Genomic DNA, 17,138 nt, shown 5'->3' with positions numbered 1-17,138 from the left:
AATTTGTATCCATTTGACAATATGAATTGTCAATTATGGCAAGTTAGGTTATAACACATACAAAATAAGATAAACATTTTAGGAAAGTACATGACACAATTGGCCGATTCCATCCAGATCCGTAATACCCAGTTTAAAAACCGTATCATTAAAGGTGCCATGAGTGAGGCATTGGCCAATGATGCAGGCCAACCTAATCAGGCCCATTTAAAGTTATATGAAGCTTGGGCCAAAGGTGGTTTAGGCTGTGCGATTACAGGTAATGTCATGGTGGATTTTCGTGCCAAGAATGAACCCGGTGTAGTGGTAATAGAAACTGAACGTGACCTGGAAAAGTTAAAAGCCTGGGCGAATGTCGGAAAACGTCATGGTATGGTACAACTGGTACAGTTATCTCACCCTGGACGTCAATGCCCAAAAGGCTTGAATAAAGAAACCGTAGCACCTTCAGCTGTACCTTTCAGTCCAGCACTGGTGATGAGTTTCGCTACGCCACGTGAACTGCGTGAATATGAAATTTTAGATATTATCCAGCGCTTTGCGACTTCAGCTGCTATTTGTGAAAAGGCGGGATTTGAAGGCGTGCAGTTACATGGGGCACATGGTTACCTGATTAGCCAGTTTTTATCGCCACTGACCAATAAACGTCAAGACCAGTGGGGTGGTAGTATTGAAAACCGCAGCCGATTCTTGCTAGAAACCTATAAGGCAGTACGTGCAGCAACTTCAGAGAATTTTATCATTTCAGTAAAATTAAATTCGGCAGACTTCCAGCGCGGTGGTATTAGTGAAGAAGACGTTATTTATGTTTTTAAGGCGATGGATGCAGCCGGGATCGATATTATTGAAGTTTCTGGTGGAACCTATGAAGCACCCGCAATGGCAGGGGTAAAAGCAGAGAAACGTAAAGCATCAACGGTTGCCCGCGAAGCCTATTTCCTCGATTTTGCCGAAAAGATCCGTCAGGAAGTTAATTGTCATTTGATGGTAACGGGAGGCTTCCGTACCGCAACAGGTATGAATGCAGCCCTAGATAGTGGCGCATGTGATTTTGTCGGTATTGCACGTCCATTTGCAGTCGAGCCTGATCTGGGTAACCGTCTGGTTGCAGGACAGGATGTACGTTATGCAGTGGAGAAAATTAAAACTGGTATTCCAATGATCGATAAGATGGCGATTATGGAAATCATCTGGTATGCCGCGCAATTTAAAGAAATTGCCAAAGGTAATCGACCAAATCCAAAACTGTCGCCTTTAAAGGTATTTTTAAATTACGTAAAAGGTAATGTGAAAGCTGTGATTAAAGGTCAGATCAATTCACGTAAATCGGCTTAATGTGCATAATGTATTGAAGCAAAAACAGGGCATATACAATGCCCTGTTTTTTATGAATGATCTTTCTAAGAATAAGTCATGGCTTGGGTCTGGAAAGGGAAGAGCAGCTGGGAAAGCTGACGTGTTGCCCACAAGCCTACTTCCTGATGATGCATATGCGGTGCTACATAAGGAATCAATAAATCAATCTTTTGTTCGGCAGCGGCACAGCGATTCAGACGGCCTTTCAGCTGATGAATCTGTTGCTGGTCAATACGGTTCAGCACTGGTTCCATCTGGTTATGTACTTGGGATCTGCTACGTGATGACAGACGAGCAGCTAAAGTCTCACCTTGAATCCAGTCTTTAATAATTTGTTTTTCAGTCGCATTAAATACACCAAACATTTTGCCATCTGGATCATCAATCATTTTCCAGAAACGGCTTTGTTCTACAGGTGCATCTTTTACAATCCAGCCTTTTTCAATCATGACTTTCAGGAAGTCTGCAATCAGTGCCGGATCGGATAACCATTCATTAATGGTCTTGCCACTAAACTGGCATTTCTGGTTATGGATATATTGTCCAATCAGCGCTTTGTTCTGGAACACTTTCAAAGCCAGTTTTTCAGTATCCAGTTGCTTGATGATCTGGGTAGAACTTTTGCCAATGTCATTCAGCACATAACCTTTTTTAATCAGGTCTAGATACTGGGCAGGATCTTCAGCGAGTGCATATTGATCTAAATACGCTTGCAGCGATTTTTGTGCATGACCATTGTGAGCATTATCAATAGTAATGTGCACATTGAAGTAATGCGGATCAATACCCAGTTCAGACAGCTCATAATTGGTAATTAACAGGTGTAATGGCAGCTGCTCATAACCCAGATTAAAGCCAATTACCAGCGGTAAATATTCTGGCGATGCATAAGCTAGTGCCAGTTGAACGGCTGCCTGTTCATAATAGCTGGCATCTAACTGTTCAGCATAGCTGTTCAACTCATAATGATTCAGCAAGTCCTGATACATGGTGACATGATTGGCGCGGGTATGACCCATACCCAGTTCTTCCAGATAGATATAAATCAGGTCTTTGGTTTCTGGACGATTCCAGTTTTGTACAGTCGAATAAAGCCATGAGCCGTCTACCAGTTTTACAGGTGCGACTTTGGCCAGGAACTCAAATGCATGTGACACAGTCGGGAAGTACTCGCGTCCTTGCTGCCGTTTACGCCGTTCTACATACGACTGGAAAATTGCGCAGGTTTGGTGGTGCTGTTCCAGAAAATGTTGCTCTACATGTCTGGGTTGATCCAGCCATTCCAATCCAGCCACATCAACTTGATGGATTAAACCTCTTAAATAGTTCTCAGCCTGTTCGGTCTTTACTGTCGTCGAAATCTGTTGATCTTGAAAGAAGTTGACCCAATCTTTAAAGTTATTAAATTGATGATTATGATTTTTAATAGATGATTCAGGCGAACTTAACTTTGTACTGACGAACATAATCTGATCCTTGCAGATATATTATGCTTTCTACCTTAACGACATGCTTATACCACCGGTGTTGATTTTTTGTTCGGATTTATAGTGCGATTGCTGTAAATGAAAATGAATGGATAACGAGTTGAAGAGAAATGTAAAAGAATAAGATTTTGAATGAATTATTTATAAACAAATAAAATTGCAATCGAGACAATTTGATCAAACATTAAAAAAACAGGAATGAAGGAACATGCAATAAAAAAGCCCAAGTCATCATGCTTGGGCTTTTTTATGAGAAGTTAATTAAATTAACCATCTCGAATATGGCGTCCCTACGGGGATTCGAACCCCGGTTACCGCCGTGAAAGGGCGATGTCCTAGGCCTCTAGACGATAGGGACAATGTAGAAGTGATATTTTAAACCAGAACTTTTGATCTAAAGTAATGGCGTCCCTACGGGGATTCGAACCCCGGTTACCGCCGTGAAAGGGCGATGTCCTAGGCCTCTAGACGATAGGGACTTAATAAAATATTACTTCTGAAATTGGCGTCCCTACGGGGATTCGAACCCCGGTTACCGCCGTGAAAGGGCGATGTCCTAGGCCTCTAGACGATAGGGACGTTTCAGAGGTGGGCGTATATTAGGGTGAAAACATGGGGGTGTCAAACGCTTTTCCAGAGTTTTTTGGAATTTTTCTTTTGAGTGCATAAATTTAAAACAATATTAGTAGAATACTTGAAAAATGCCGGATTTAAGCCGGATTTTTAAGTAATTCCAGAATAGCTTCAACGACCTGAGGATGTAGTAAATAGCCAGTAATATCATGTGGACGGTGAATATGTGTACGAATGCCATGATTGATGATTTCAGGTTCAAACTTGAATGGCGGTTGAGTAAGCGGAATGGCAGTAAGATAATCATCCGTTGAATAGAAATTGATCCAGTCGCCTTTAATTGCCTGAGGTCGTACCACTGGCTGTGCCAGGCTGGATTGAATCACCTGGAAAGCTAATGGCGAACCTAAAGTAATAAAACGCTGTACATTCAGTTCAGGGTGCTGGATGAGATGATTATAGGCAATCACACTTCCTAAAGAATGAGCAATGACAATGCAGGGTTTGCGACCACTCAGTTGTCGGGCAATCCGTTCATGTACCTCTCTCATGAAATCAGGGTTATCGAGATAAAGATAAGTTTCAATCAGAAATCTCTGCAATAGAGTGCGATGCAGAGTGGGAAAATAATTGAGTAATAAGGCAAAATCCCGAAGCGCCACATTCCTGCCGAGAGCGGTAAAATAATTGAATTTCTGTCTGAAATCCATGGTGTCACTTGAACCGGGTTGGGAAAAATCGGTAATTGTGGGCCTACGCCAGCCAGGACGTGGAACAGGGGCAGGAAGCTGAGGTTGAGCTGGCTTGCGAAAAGGAAAGCTGGGCCATTCCTGTGGTATCAGGGTGCCGGCTTCTAGAATATTGCGGACGTTATAACGTGAAAGCAGATCGCCATAAAATGGAATACGAATGTGACGTTTTAAATAGCTAAATCTGGCATCTTGTTGGTGTTTGCGCATCCCTTTTTGAAGTATATGGAGCCAGCGTTGGCGGATGGAGGCAGCGCTATGATGTTGCTGATTCATTCCATGAATAAAAATAACTTTCATCGACACCCCACTGAGTTCGATAGAATTATATTTACAGTATAGAAAAAATTAACGTAGCAAAAGCAGCGCTTTTTGTGGTGTTAATGTGTAAATTATCTTTGATAAAACAATAATTAACAGACATATGTATATTTGTAAAAATGTCATAAATAAACCAGAAAATGAGTAGGTATGGATAAAGAATTTGACTCAGCAGAAAAATAGTACAAAGAAAATATTAGAATTAAATCTGTAAATTGAGATGCTTTTTAGAGTAATTCCAGCAGGGCTTCGATGACTTTCGGATGCTGGACATAGCCATCAATATCATGCGGATGATACATTGAAGTACGAATCTCCCGATTGATAATTGCCGGCTGAAACTGAAAAGGCGGTTCTGATAATGGAAAGGCAGTTAAAAAGTCATCACTGCAATAAAAATTAATCCAGTCACCTTTAATAGCTTCTGGCCGGTGAACAGGCTGTGGCAAATGTTCCTGAATGACCCGGAAAGCCATTGGTGATCCCATACTGATAAAACGCTGTACATTCAGTTCTGGATGCAGAAGCAGATAATGATAGGCAATCACACTTCCTAAGGAATGAGCTATCAGGATACAGGGTTTATCGCCATGCAGTTGCTGGCCAATTCGCTGATGCACCTGCTGCATGAATGTGAAATTTGCCAGATAAGAATAGGTTTCAATCAGAAATTTTTTGATCAGCGTATCATGCAGGCGAGGGAAATGATTCAGTAAGATCACAAAATCCCGTAATAGAGTATTCCGGCTCAAAGTACTAATAAACTTCACCTTCTGGTTAAAGGTCATGGCATCCTCAACCTTTAGCTCGGGAATTTCACAAATTTCAGGTGAATATTGATTGAGATGGGGTGGTGGTGGCTGGGATTTAACTGGCTGATGGAAGGGAAAGCGAGGCCAGTCTTGTGGCATCAAGGTGCTGGCATTTAGCACATTATGTAAATGATGACGGAACAGCAAGTCGCCATAAAAAGGAATACGGATATGCCGTTTCAGATAAGCAAAATGTGCCTGTTGATGTAACTGTTCCAGACCGCGTTTTAGCAGACTGAGCCAGCGTTGACGCAAAGACGCAGAGCTGAATTTCTGCTTGTTCATGCCATGAATATAAATAATTTTCATCGACACACCACGCTGGCTGCCTAGAACATTTTCAGTATAAATAAAAGAAAGCAGCCGAAGCTGCTCTTTTAATCATTTTAATGTTTAAACATTTTTGTGATAGAACTTGTAGTAGCTGCCATAGCACAGTGCGATAAACAGCAGACAGCCAAAGAAACTGATCCGCATGTTCGGATCAAACACCATACTGATACAGGTAATCAGACAGAAAAGAAAACCCAGGATCGGTACGATCGGGAACAATGGCGCAGCAAAATCAAGATCCTTCGCTGTTTTACCCTGTTTGTACCATTCACGGCGGAAGTTGAACATGCTGAGACAGATGCTCATCCAGACCACTACCATGGTAAATGCTGCAATACCTAGCAAGTTAGTGAAGATAGTTTCCGGGGCAAACTGTTCAGACAGCAAACCAGGCATACCACCAATCATGGTGACAATGACTGCAATATAAGGTACACCACGCGCATTTAAGCGGGAAAATACTGCTGGTAACTGTTTGCTGTAAGACAATGACCACATCATACGGGATGCAGCGAATAGACCTGAGTTAGCAGCAGACAGCAGTGCTGTGATAATCACAAAGCGGATAATATCTTCGGCATAAGGAATACCAATATGCTGGAATACTGTCACGAATGGACTGCTACTGACACCTTCAGCTGCCAGACCTGCTTCCTGATGCGGAAGAAGGGAGGTCACCACAATAATCGTACCTACAAAGAAAATCAGTAAGCGGAAAATTGCAGTATTAATCGCTTTTGGTACATTTTTGGCAGGATCTTTGGTTTCACCCGCAGCCACACCAATCAGTTCTGTGCCAGAGAATGCAAAGTTTACAATCAGCATGGTTGTGAAGATTGGGAACAGACCTTCCGGGAACCAGCCTTGAGCTGTCAGGTTACTGAATAGCGGAGCAGTTTCCTGTCCTTGATAGCCTACTACACCAAATATAGCGAGTAGGCCAAGCAGGATAAAGGTTACGACAGTAACGACTTTCACCAGTGCCAGCCAGAACTCGGACTCTGCAAACCAGCGAGTGGAAATCATATTCAGTGCGAATACGAAAGCGCCAAAAATCAGTGTCCACATCCACATGGAGCTATCAGGGAACCATTCCTGCATTAATAAAGCTGCAGCGGTAAATTCGGTTCCCAAGGTCACTGACCAGGTCAGCCAGTATAGCCAGGTAATGGTGTAGCCAGTCCCTGGTCCAATATAGCGTTTGGCATAGGCGCCAAATGAACCCGATTCGGGCATATGAACGGCAAGTTCACCCAGACATAGCATAACCATGTAAGCGATGATCCCGCCAAGGAGATAAGCAAGAATGGCACCTACAGGCCCCGTTTGTGCAATGACTTCACCCGAACCTAGAAATAGGCCTGTTCCGATTGCGCCACCAAGCGAAATCATGACCAGATGTCGAGTACTCATAGCGCGTTTTAAAGGCGCAGAATTGCCCTGATGCGTAGCATCATTCGGAGATGAGTGCATAGGAGTCAAAAAATAAAAGAATGAAGCGGGTTATTGTAGTGAAAAACTACAAATCTGCAACGTATTAATATGGATTATGTATAAGACTTGATCGTGAGCGATCAGATAATGGCGTCCCTACGGGGATTCGAACCCCGGTTACCGCCGTGAAAGGGCGATGTCCTAGGCCTCTAGACGATAGGGACGTTGCGAGGTGATGGCTATATTAAGGACTAAGCCGGACTTTGTCAAAAGAGTTTTTACTAAAATGTATTTAACAGTTTAAACATTAGGCAAAACAAAAACTTTATTTTATTAAGATATTATTTTCTGAACGGATTTACCTGATATGAAAAAATAAACCCAATCGGAATTGGGTTTATTAAAGAAATTATTTCAGTTCAAAAGTTTAGAATTTAAGCTTTTTGATGATAAAGCCAATAGTAACTTGCATAACATGCTGCCATAAACAATAAACAGCCAATAAAACCAGAGAGCATTTCTGGGTCAGCTGCCATACTCAGACCAGTTGCAGTACAAGTTACAAAACCTAGAGTGGGAACTAAGGGGAACCAAGGTGTACGGAATTTTAGTTCAGAGACGCTATGACCAGACTTCAGCCATTGGCGACGGAAATTAAACTGGCTCCAGCAGATACTCATCCAGACAATCACCATGGTAAAAGCGGCCACGCCCATCAGGTTTTTAAAGATGACATCTGCACCAAATTGTTCAGAGAGCAGACCAGGCAAGCCGCCAATCATGGTGACCCAAACTGCTACATAAGGCACGCCGGATTTGCTGACTTTGGCAAATAGTCGCGGTAACTGGTTTTGTGAAGACAATGCCCACATCATACGTGAAGCTGCATAGAGTCCAGAGTTTGCAGTAGAGAGCAGCGCAGTGATAATTACGAAACGGATAAAGTCTTCCGCATATGGAATACCCATTTGGGTAAACACGGATACAAACGGACTGCTGCTTAAGCCCCCATGACCACCGACCTGTAAACCCGCATCGGTATAAGTCAGCAGCGAGCTAATCACGATAATGGTTCCGACAAAGAAAATCATCAGACGCCATACCGCAGCATGAATCGCTTTCGGTACATTTTTCTCAGGATTTTCGGTTTCACCGGCAGCGATCCCGATCATCTCGGTACCATTAAAGGCAAAGTTCACGATTAGTAATGTGGTGAATAACGGAATTAAACCGTTTGGCAGCCAGCCATGTTCAGTCAAATTATTGAACAGTGGCGCAGATTCATAACCTTGGAACGGAATAAAGCCAAAGATACAGGCAAAGCCCAGAATAATAAAAATCAGTACAGTCGCGACTTTCACCAGCGATAGCCAGAATTCTGATTCGGCAAAGGTACGGGTTGAGCTTAGATTGGAGAGCAGAACACCTGCAGCAAAGATCAATGTCCATAACCAGATCAAAGTTTGCGGAAACCATTCCTGCATCAGAATCGCAGCGGCAGTAAATTCGGTACCCAAGGTGGCTGACCAGCCCAGCCAGTACATCCAGGACACCATATAGCCTGTACCCGGCCCAATATAATGGGTTGCAAAGGCACCAAAAGAACCAGACACAGGTAAATGTACGGCCAGTTCACCGAGGCAGAGCATTACCATATAGGCGATCAAGCCACCAATAATATAGGCAAGGACTGCGCCCAAAGGCCCAGCCTGTGAAATGACTTCACCTGAACCCATAAACAGGCCGGTACCAATTGCGCCACCAAGGGAGAGCATGATCAGATGACGTGTGCCCATGGCACGTTTTAATGACGGAGTTTGACCCTCAATAGACGAATGCTCTGAAGGTGGAGAGGGAGATTGCATAGCTCAATTAAAAGGAGAGATGTAAAAAAAGTATTTTAGTTTTAATTATGTGAAATATCACATAAATTGGAATTTCCTCATAAAGTTGTTTATTTAATTTGAAAAATAAATATTTGCGAAGTCTCTTAAAAACTAGTGATCTGGGGTCTGGTATTGCTCAGTTGATGTTTTTTCAGCAGGCGTAGTTTCTGCTTGATTCTCAGCAGTTTTATCATCGCGACTGATCACATAAATATAAAGCGCTGAAGGTGCCAGAATGAGTAAAACAAGCAAGATTTTCTTTAGCATGGGAAAATTGATCAAAACCTAACATCAACTTGATTATAGCCTAAGCAAACGAGAAAGTGCACCAAACTCAGTCATGCGGAATTTATAACAATAGGATTGAAAGCAATAATAAGAAAAAGAGTTTTCTTGGAAAAAATGAAAGAAGAGTGGAGTAAATAAGATGGCGTCCCTACGGGGATTCGAACCCCGGTTACCGCCGTGAAAGGGCGATGTCCTAGGCCTCTAGACGATAGGGACGTTTAGAAGATGGCGGTATCTTATTGATCCGCCACCAAAGTGTCAAGCAGGTGAGGTGCGAGTTTGTTTAAAATATAGCAAAACAGTTCCGCAGTCTTTTGCGTATCGTATAACGCAGAGTGTGCTTCTTTGCCATCAAACTCAATACCGGCCTGAATACAAGATTTAGCCAGAACCGTTTGACCAAACATCACCGCACTTAACGTCACGGTATCAAACACAGAAAAACTGTGGAACGGGTTCTGGTTTTTGGTTCCGGTACGGGCAATTGCTGCCTGTACAAAGCCCAAATCAAAATGCGCATTATGACCGACCAAAACGGCATGCGTACAGTTTTGCTGACGACGCACTTCATTGACTGATTTAAAAATACGTTTCAACGCGGTTTTTTCATCTTCAGCCATCGCGATCCGCATTGGATTTGACGGGTCAATCCCGATAAATTCCAAAGAGCGGCGATCCAGGTTGGCACCTTCGAAAGGATTGATATGTGCATGGTAAGCTTCACCAGGCACAAACTGACCATCTTCATTATAAACAATTGGAATGGCCGCAATTTCTAACAAGGCATCAGTCTGTGCATTAAAGCCTGCTGTCTCAACATCGACAACAACAGGCAAAAATCCACGGAAACGCTGACCAATGACTGGAAGAGTTTCATTTGTCACATTTTTCTCCATTGAATGGTTTTTCCTGCATATAGCGGAACGATTTTTTCACCATCCAAGTAGTCTAGACTTTCAGGAATAATTTGATCTTCTTTGACCAGCGTAATGGTTTTGGTATTACGTGGGAGGCCGTAGAAATCTGCACCAAAGTGGCTGGCAAAACCTTCTAGACGGTCGATTTTACCTACTTGATCAAAAGCCTGAGCATATAACTCAATTGCAGTAGGAGCACTATAGCATCCTGCGCAGCCACACGCATTTTCTTTGGCATTTTTTGAGTGCGGTGCACTGTCGGTGCCTAAGAAAAATTTAGGATTACCGCTGATCGCTACTTCAAGCAACGTTTGCTGATGCGTCTGACGTTTTAAAATTGGCAGGCAATAGAAGTGCGGTTTGATCCCACCAACCAGCATATCATTACGGTTAAACAGTAAGTGCTGTGGAGTAATGGTCGCAGCTACATTACGATCCTGTTCCAGCACGAAATTAGCTGCTTCGCTGGTGGTAATGTGTTCCAGAACCAGTTTCAGTTTCGGGAACTGTTTCAGTAACGGTGCTAAGACTTCGTCTAGAAAGCGTTTTTCACGGTCAAAAATATCGACATGGTTATGCGTCACTTCACCGTGCAGCAATAAAGGCACCTGATGCTCTTCCAGCTGTTCAATAACTGAATATACTTTACGAATGTCGCTTACACCGCTATCCGAGTTGGTGGTTGCGCCAGCAGGGTAAAGTTTAATGGCATTGACATGATCAGAATCTTTAATCTTTTTGACTTCACTTGGAGAGGTATTATCTGTGAAATACAGCACCATGCGTGGATCAAAATCGCTACCTTCAGGAACATGCGCCATAATACGTTCACGGTAGCTTAATGCTTCTTCCACAGTTTTAACTGGGGGAACAAGATTCGGCATACAGATTGCGCGGGAAAACTGTTTGGCTAGATCAGGAACGGTGCGTTGCAGAGCGAGACCATCACGCAAGTGGGCATGCCAGTCGTCTGGCTGGAGAAGGGTAATCGTATTCAAGGCGAATTCAATCGGAGAAATAAAACAAATGATAATGCATCTATGCCCAAAATGGTAACGAGAAATATATACAAAATAAGGGATATCTATAAATTAATTTATAAAAGTATGATATTTTAAAATTAATAAAAAAATTACATAATTACTTGGCAATGGAATACAAGTACAATCTAGCAAAATTGCAAGATGAAAAAGAAAAAATAGAAGAATTAATCACACGGCAAAGTCAGCGTGTAGGTTCGATTTTCCCTCAGAATCTGGAACAGGAGTTCTGGAGCAAAAACCTGGAGCGGGCACGTAAACATGTCGAAAAATATGTTTGGGCAGGAGTACTGACCTATTTTATTTTTCTGCTCGTTATGGTTCCAACGGACTACTGGATTATCGATTCACAATATTTCGTACAAGATTTTGTGCGCTGTATGCTGGGGCTGATCAATGGTAGTCTAGCTTTACTTGCTTTTTATTTCTTCTCCTGTCTACCTAAAATCAAACGCTTTTTTCCGCAAGCTTCCATGCTGCTGATGTTCTGGATGATAGTCTCGACCTCCTATCTGACCATGTCCATTCAAACAGTAAGCTTGCAACATCAGTCGATGGCGATCATCACCATTATCTACATTCTGGGTTATATTCTGACCGGAGTAAAACCTTTACAGATGTTAATCACGGGGTTATTTGCTGCACTTTGTACAGTCTGGCTGTTATCCATATTATCGATCGACTTTAATGCGCTGGTCTTGGGACGGATTCTGATCGGCAGTAGCCTATTGGGATGTGTGATTAGTTATATGCTTTTTGCCCGTGAGCGAATGATTTTTCTCTATACTATGCGGGCCAGAATCAGTGAGAAAATTCAGCGGATTCATACCACAGAATTACTGCATTTAAGCCAGCATGATGAACTGACCAAAATCTCTAATCGACGAACTTTCGATGAAACACTGGATATCTTTTTTGAACGTTCCCGTCGTAATCAGCATGCTTTGGCGATTTTGTTTATCGATGTCGATCACTTTAAAAACTATAACGATTTTTATGGACATCAAAAAGGGGACGATGTTATTTCCAGTATTGCCTTTACCATTAAAAATGCGATCCGGCATATGGACTTTGTGGCCCGTTATGGTGGTGAAGAGTTTGTCGTACTGCTTCCGGAAACCGATGCGCATGGCGCCTATGCAGTGGCTTCCAATATCTTTAATGCAATTGAGCGTCTGGAAATTCCACATGAGAAATCTGGTGTAGCTAACCATATCACCATCAGTTTGGGCATTACCGTTTATCGTGGTGAATACTTCATTGATAAGGATGCTTTGTTGGGAATTGCCGATCAGGCGTTGTATCGAGCCAAACAGCTAGGACGGAATCAGATTTATTATCAGTCGATCCGCACTGCAAATCCAAACAGTGTGAATGTCTAAATCGAATCTATAAAAAAACCGCTCAGATGAGCGGTTTTTTTGACTTTAACAAACTTATTTGTTTTTGTCTTTTAATTGAGGTACTGCAGAACCTGTACCTACTGCGAGTAAGCCAGAATCTGTATAGATACCCAGTTTCGCACGTGTATCTGTGATATCCAGGTTACGCATAGTCAACTGACCGATACGATCCGCTGGAGAGAACATAGAATCACCTTTCTCCATAGTCAAACGCTCAGCTTCATAAGTGAGGTTAGGAGATTCAGTGTTCATGATGGTGTAGTCATTACCACGACGCAGTTCTAAAGTCACAGTACCAGTGATAGCTTTAGCTACCCAACGCTGTGCAGTTTCACGAAGCATCAATGCTTGAGAATCGAACCAGCGACCTTGGTACAGAAGACGACCCAAACGAAGACCGTTGATACGGTATTGTTCGATCGTATCTTCGTTATGAATACCAGTGACCAGACGTTCATAAGCGATGTGAAGAAGGGCCATACCCGGAGCTTCGTAGATACCACGAGATTTCGCTTCGATGATACGGTTTTCGATCTGATCCGACATACCTAGACCATGACGGCCACCAATACGGTTCGCTTCAAGAATGAACTCAACTGGATCTTCGATACGTTGACCATTGATTGCAACAGGGAAACCTTCTTCAAAAGTAATCGATACTTCTTCAGGTTTGATTTCAACTTCTTCTTTCCAGAATGCAACGCCCATGATTGGGTCAACGATTTTGATACCCGCATTCAGGTATTCAAGATCTTTGGCTTCGTGAGTCGCACCCAACATGTTTGAGTCAGTTGAGTAAGCTTTCTCTTTTGACATTTTGTAGTCAAAGCCATTGTCGATCAGGAACTGTGACATTTCTGCACGGCCACCTAGCTCGTCAATGAAGGTCTGGTCTAACCAAGGTTTGTAGATTTTCAGGTTAGGGTTAGTCAACAGACCGTAGCGGTAGAAACGCTCGATGTCGTTACCTTTATAAGTAGAACCGTCACCCCAGATGTTCACGTCATCTTCTTTCATTGCAGTTACCAGCATGGTACCTGTTACTGCACGGCCAAGAGGAGTCGTGTTGAAGTATGGAACGCCACCTGTAGAAATGTGGAACGCGCCACATTGAATTGCAGCAATACCCTCTAATGCAAGCTGTAAACGGCAGTCGATCAAACGTGCTTTTACTGCGCCATAAGCTTCAGCTTTTTTTGGAATCGCATCGTAATCGTCTTCGTCTGGCTGACCCAGGTTTGCTGTATAAGCATAAGGTTCAGCGCCTTTTTGTTTCATCCACAAAAGAGCTGCAGAAGTATCTAGACCGCCAGAAAAGGCAATACCAACTTTTTTGCCTACTGGGACATTCTGCAAGATAGTTGCATTATCAGACATTGTTCATCCTAATGATATGAAATAGGCACGCCAGAAGTGGTGGCCTGAAAAAACACATATTGCGTCAATTGTATCATTATTTTATTTAGGTTTGCTTTAGAAAAGAAAAACTCGTTTCAAAATCTTGATTCAATAGGCTTAGATAATCATAAAATTACCGTATTTTTGACAAATGCTTAAAAAATAGGAAAATCTGGGAAGATTCAATAACATCATTAAAAAAACATCTTCAGGATAGCCCTCATGAGCCCAAATATTCCTCCTTTACCTAATCTGCAACCGGCTGCCAAAAATGAAACCCTGTCGATTGTGCATGGAATCTATGCCGGTTTGCTGGTTTTTAGTACGGTTGCATTTTTATATCTGGAATATCAGCAGTCGACGATTTCCATGTTGAGTCTGGTTATTGTGTTGCTACTTTTGGCTGTGCTGATTGTTTTGAATATTCAGGCCTGTCTCAAGGTAAAACAGGGCAATGGTTCAGGACGCACCTTGTCCAGAATTATGGCGATCCTGATGCTGCTCAGTTTTCCCATTGGTACAGTACTCGGTGTAATTGCCTTATGGAAATCGAGCAAAAATCAATGGCAGCAATAAATTCACCATTAAGGTACGGCATAAATATCACAATTGGTATTTGTGCCTGAGAAAGCGGACCTGATAGTCATAAAAAGCCTCTAAAAATCAGTTAAAGTACATGGATAAGATTTAAGCTTTTAGCCAAATAAGAATCAGGGATATTTTATGACAACGACGCGCTATGCAAATATTTTAAAACCATTACATCTGGGTTTCACCACGATTAAAAACCGTGTGGTGATGGGATCAATGCATACGGGCTTGGAAGATCGGTTTTATAATTATCCTAAACTGGCAGCTTATTTTGGTGAACGTGCCAAAGGTGGTGTGGGTCTCCTGATTACTGGCGGGATTTCACCTAACCGTCAGGGCTGGTTATTGCCTGCTGGTGGAACGATGAATACCTTGGGTGATGTTGCACCGCACCGACTGGTTACGCATGCCGTGCATAAGCATGGGGCCAAGATTCTGTTGCAAATTTTGCATGCCGGACGTTATGGCTATCAGCCCTTTGTGGTATCTGCGAGCCCGATCAAATCGCCAATTTCACCTTTTAAACCACGTCAGATGTCTGAAAACCAGATTCTGGATACGGTTCAGGACTATGTTAAAACTGCAAAACTGGCTAAAAAAGCGGGCTATGACGGCGTGGAAATCATGGGATCTGAAGGGTATTTGATTAACCAGTTTTTAAGCCGTCACGTCAATCAGCGTACTGATCGCTGGGGTGGAGAAATTGAAAACCGCATGCGTTTTGCGGTGGAGATTGTTAAAGCAATCCGTGCTGAAATTGGTGAAAAATTTATTATCTGTTTCCGCTTGTCCTTGCTAGATCTGGTGCATGATGGCAATACTATGCAGGAAGTGATTACAGTGGCTAAAGCACTAGAGAAGGCTGGAATAACTTTGCTGAATACCGGTATTGGCTGGCATGAAGCACGTATTCCGACGATTGTCACTTCAGTTCCTCGTGCTGCATTCGTAGATTACACCGCAGAAGTCAAAAAGCATGTTACTGTTCCAGTCATTGCATCGAACCGGATTAATATGCCAGAAACTGCTGAAGCGATTTTGGCATCGGGTCAGGCAGATATGGTGCAAATGGCACGCCCACTATTGGCAGATGCATTCTGGGTGAATAAGACAGCAACCAATCGTGTTGATGAAATTAATACCTGTATCGCCTGTAATCAGGCCTGTCTGGATCATACATTTAAAAATAAACGCGCTACCTGTTTAGTGAATCCACGTGCTGGTTATGAAACCGAACTGGTTTATGTCAAAACCAAAAAGCCTAAAGGGATTGCCGTGGTGGGTGGTGGTGTGGCAGGTTTATCCGCAGCCACAGTCGCTGCCAGCCGCGGTCATGATGTGACTTTGTTTGAAGCTACTAGTGAAGTGGGTGGGCAATTTAATCTGGCCAAAGTGATTCCAGGCAAAGAAGAATTCCATGAAACCATTCGCTATTTTAAAGTACAACTGGAAAAAACTGGGGTAGATGTCCGTTTAAATACTCGAGTGAATCGGGAGCAATTGGAACGCGAAGGTTTTGATGAAGTCATTGTTGCTACGGGCGTTGTTCCGCGTGAATTGAAAATTGCCGGTAGTGATGCACCTCAAGTTCTGTCTTATGCTGAAGTATTGCGCGGTGCACCAGTAGGAGATCGTGTCGCGGTCATTGGTGCCGGTGGAATCGGTTTTGATGTATCAGAATTTTTATTAAAGCCCCCGCATCAGCCGCAACCACAACCTGTAGATGAATGGAAACGGGAGTGGGGTGTAGATCTGCATGCTAATTATGTAAGTGAAGGCGGACTGCAGCCAGCAGAACTCGAGCCACCAGTCCGGGAAATTTATTTATTACAGCGTAAAACTACTGCTTTAGGAGCAGGTTTGGGTAAAACCACAGGTTGGGTTCATCGTGCCCAACTAAAAAAACATGGCGTGCGCATGTTACGCGGCGTGCACTATAAATCGATCACGGATGAAGGTTTGTGGATTGAAGTGGATGGGCATGATCAGTTGCTGCGTGTAGATACGGTCGTCGTTTGTGCTGGTCAGGAGTCAGTCAAAGATGTCATGCCTTCAGAGGATCAAAAGACTTTAGCGAATTACCATATTATTGGTGGAGCAAAGCTGGCTGCTGAGCTGGATGCCAAGCGTGCAATTCGTGAAGGGGCAGAATTGGCAGCAAAATTGTAAGGATTTGATGAAACTATATGCAGTTGATGAGATTCACTGTAATTTTCACTTGTCAGTCGCCTAAAAGCTCCGTATTATTGCGCACATGGAAGCGTGGCAGAGCGGTTTAATGCACCGGTCTTGAAAACCGACGAGGGCTTATACCCCTCCGTGAGTTCGAATCTCACCGCTTCCGCCAAATTTTGAATTAAGCCCTTGTATTTGCAAGGGCTTTTTTCTTGTCTATGATTTTACCCCCACAACCTACCCCTCATCAAATTTTGGATTGGATTGGCTATTTTTAGCTGTATTTAGAAAACTAAGGAATGTAGTTTAAAAACTGTATTTAAAACTAACTATATTCTTAATAAAACAATTCTTAATGGCTTTGTTGCACAAAGA

Annotated in this window: 13 protein-coding genes and 6 tRNA genes; 5 read left to right on the top strand and 14 right to left on the bottom strand. The window is 42.9% G+C overall.

Going from position 1 to position 17,138, the window contains the following annotated elements; genetic code table 11:
• Nucleotides 1-90: 90 nt before the first annotated feature.
• Complete coding sequence (locus B3143_RS07725; protein WP_214001437.1) at nt 91-1,335, top strand: NADH:flavin oxidoreductase/NADH oxidase family protein; 1,245 nt, start codon at nt 91-93, stop codon at nt 1,333-1,335.
• 65 nt (nt 1,336-1,400) lie between these two features.
• Here B3143_RS07725 and B3143_RS07720 read toward each other — a convergent pair whose 3' ends face one another.
• From B3143_RS07720 to pyrC, 13 genes are all read right to left on the bottom strand, one after another.
• Complete coding sequence (locus B3143_RS07720; protein ID WP_214001436.1) at nt 1,401-2,822, bottom strand: iron-containing redox enzyme family protein; 1,422 nt, start codon at nt 2,820-2,822, stop codon at nt 1,401-1,403.
• 303 nt (nt 2,823-3,125) lie between these two features.
• Nucleotides 3,126-3,201: transfer RNA gene (locus B3143_RS07715), tRNA-Glu, on the bottom strand.
• Nucleotides 3,202-3,246: 45 nt separating this feature from the next.
• Nucleotides 3,247-3,322 (bottom strand) — tRNA-Glu (locus tag B3143_RS07710).
• Between the two features lie 24 nt (nt 3,323-3,346).
• Nucleotides 3,347-3,422 (bottom strand) — tRNA-Glu (locus B3143_RS07705).
• A 131-nt stretch (nt 3,423-3,553) separates the two neighbouring features.
• Nucleotides 3,554-4,465: a hypothetical protein gene (locus tag B3143_RS07700; RefSeq protein WP_005234779.1), complete on the bottom strand. Its 912-nt coding sequence runs from the start codon at nt 4,463-4,465 to the stop codon at nt 3,554-3,556.
• A gap of 248 nt (nt 4,466-4,713) precedes the next feature.
• On the bottom strand, nt 4,714-5,607 hold the full coding sequence (locus B3143_RS07695; protein ID WP_214001435.1) for an alpha/beta fold hydrolase: 894 nt from the start codon (nt 5,605-5,607) through the stop codon (nt 4,714-4,716).
• An 84-nt stretch (nt 5,608-5,691) separates the two neighbouring features.
• Nucleotides 5,692-7,104 (bottom strand): amino acid permease, encoded by a 1,413-nt coding sequence (locus tag B3143_RS07690; RefSeq protein WP_286740032.1) that lies wholly within the window; start codon nt 7,102-7,104, stop codon nt 5,692-5,694.
• A gap of 109 nt (nt 7,105-7,213) precedes the next feature.
• Nucleotides 7,214-7,289: transfer RNA gene (locus B3143_RS07685), tRNA-Glu, on the bottom strand.
• 210 nt (nt 7,290-7,499) lie between these two features.
• Complete coding sequence (locus tag B3143_RS07680; RefSeq protein WP_214001433.1) at nt 7,500-8,930, bottom strand: amino acid permease; 1,431 nt, start codon at nt 8,928-8,930, stop codon at nt 7,500-7,502.
• Between the two features lie 132 nt (nt 8,931-9,062).
• Entirely contained in the window at nt 9,063-9,218 is a 156-nt protein-coding gene (locus B3143_RS07675) for a hypothetical protein (protein WP_214001432.1), read from the bottom strand.
• 161 nt (nt 9,219-9,379) lie between these two features.
• Nucleotides 9,380-9,455 (bottom strand) — tRNA-Glu (locus B3143_RS07670).
• Between the two features lie 20 nt (nt 9,456-9,475).
• Nucleotides 9,476-10,135: a ribonuclease T gene (gene rnt / locus B3143_RS07665; protein ID WP_034704922.1), complete on the bottom strand. Its 660-nt coding sequence runs from the start codon at nt 10,133-10,135 to the stop codon at nt 9,476-9,478.
• Entirely contained in the window at nt 10,120-11,154 is a 1,035-nt protein-coding gene (gene pyrC / locus B3143_RS07660) for a dihydroorotase (RefSeq protein WP_214001431.1), read from the bottom strand. The genes rnt and pyrC overlap by 16 nt, the downstream gene beginning before the upstream one ends.
• A gap of 152 nt (nt 11,155-11,306) precedes the next feature.
• Between pyrC and B3143_RS07655 the strand changes: the two genes are divergently transcribed.
• Nucleotides 11,307-12,578, top strand: a complete 1,272-nt coding sequence (locus tag B3143_RS07655) for a GGDEF domain-containing protein (protein WP_214001430.1) — start codon at nt 11,307-11,309, stop codon at nt 12,576-12,578.
• Nucleotides 12,579-12,632: 54 nt separating this feature from the next.
• Here the strand turns inward: B3143_RS07655 and argG are convergent, their stop codons facing one another.
• Entirely contained in the window at nt 12,633-13,976 is a 1,344-nt protein-coding gene (gene argG / locus B3143_RS07650; protein ID WP_005234795.1) for an argininosuccinate synthase, read from the bottom strand.
• 243 nt (nt 13,977-14,219) lie between these two features.
• On the opposite strand from argG, the gene B3143_RS07645 reads away from it, so the two are divergent.
• From B3143_RS07645 to B3143_RS07635, 3 genes are all read left to right on the top strand, one after another.
• The gene (locus tag B3143_RS07645) at nt 14,220-14,573 is read left to right on the top strand and encodes a hypothetical protein (RefSeq protein WP_034170456.1); all 354 of its coding nucleotides are present in this window, start codon (nt 14,220-14,222) and stop codon (nt 14,571-14,573) included.
• A 147-nt stretch (nt 14,574-14,720) separates the two neighbouring features.
• The gene (locus B3143_RS07640) at nt 14,721-16,757 is read left to right on the top strand and encodes an NADPH-dependent 2,4-dienoyl-CoA reductase (RefSeq protein ID WP_034170455.1); all 2,037 of its coding nucleotides are present in this window, start codon (nt 14,721-14,723) and stop codon (nt 16,755-16,757) included.
• An 87-nt stretch (nt 16,758-16,844) separates the two neighbouring features.
• Nucleotides 16,845-16,935, top strand: a tRNA-Ser gene (locus tag B3143_RS07635).
• The last annotated feature ends 203 nt before the right edge of the window (nt 16,936-17,138 follow it).

Origin of the sequence: Acinetobacter sp. UBA1496 (assembly GCF_002324975.1) — a bacterium.
In the GTDB taxonomy this organism is placed as follows: domain Bacteria; phylum Pseudomonadota; class Gammaproteobacteria; order Pseudomonadales; family Moraxellaceae; genus Acinetobacter; species Acinetobacter variabilis.
The sequence above is the reverse complement of the archived record's forward strand: the minus strand, read 5'-3'. Positions and strand labels throughout refer to the sequence as shown.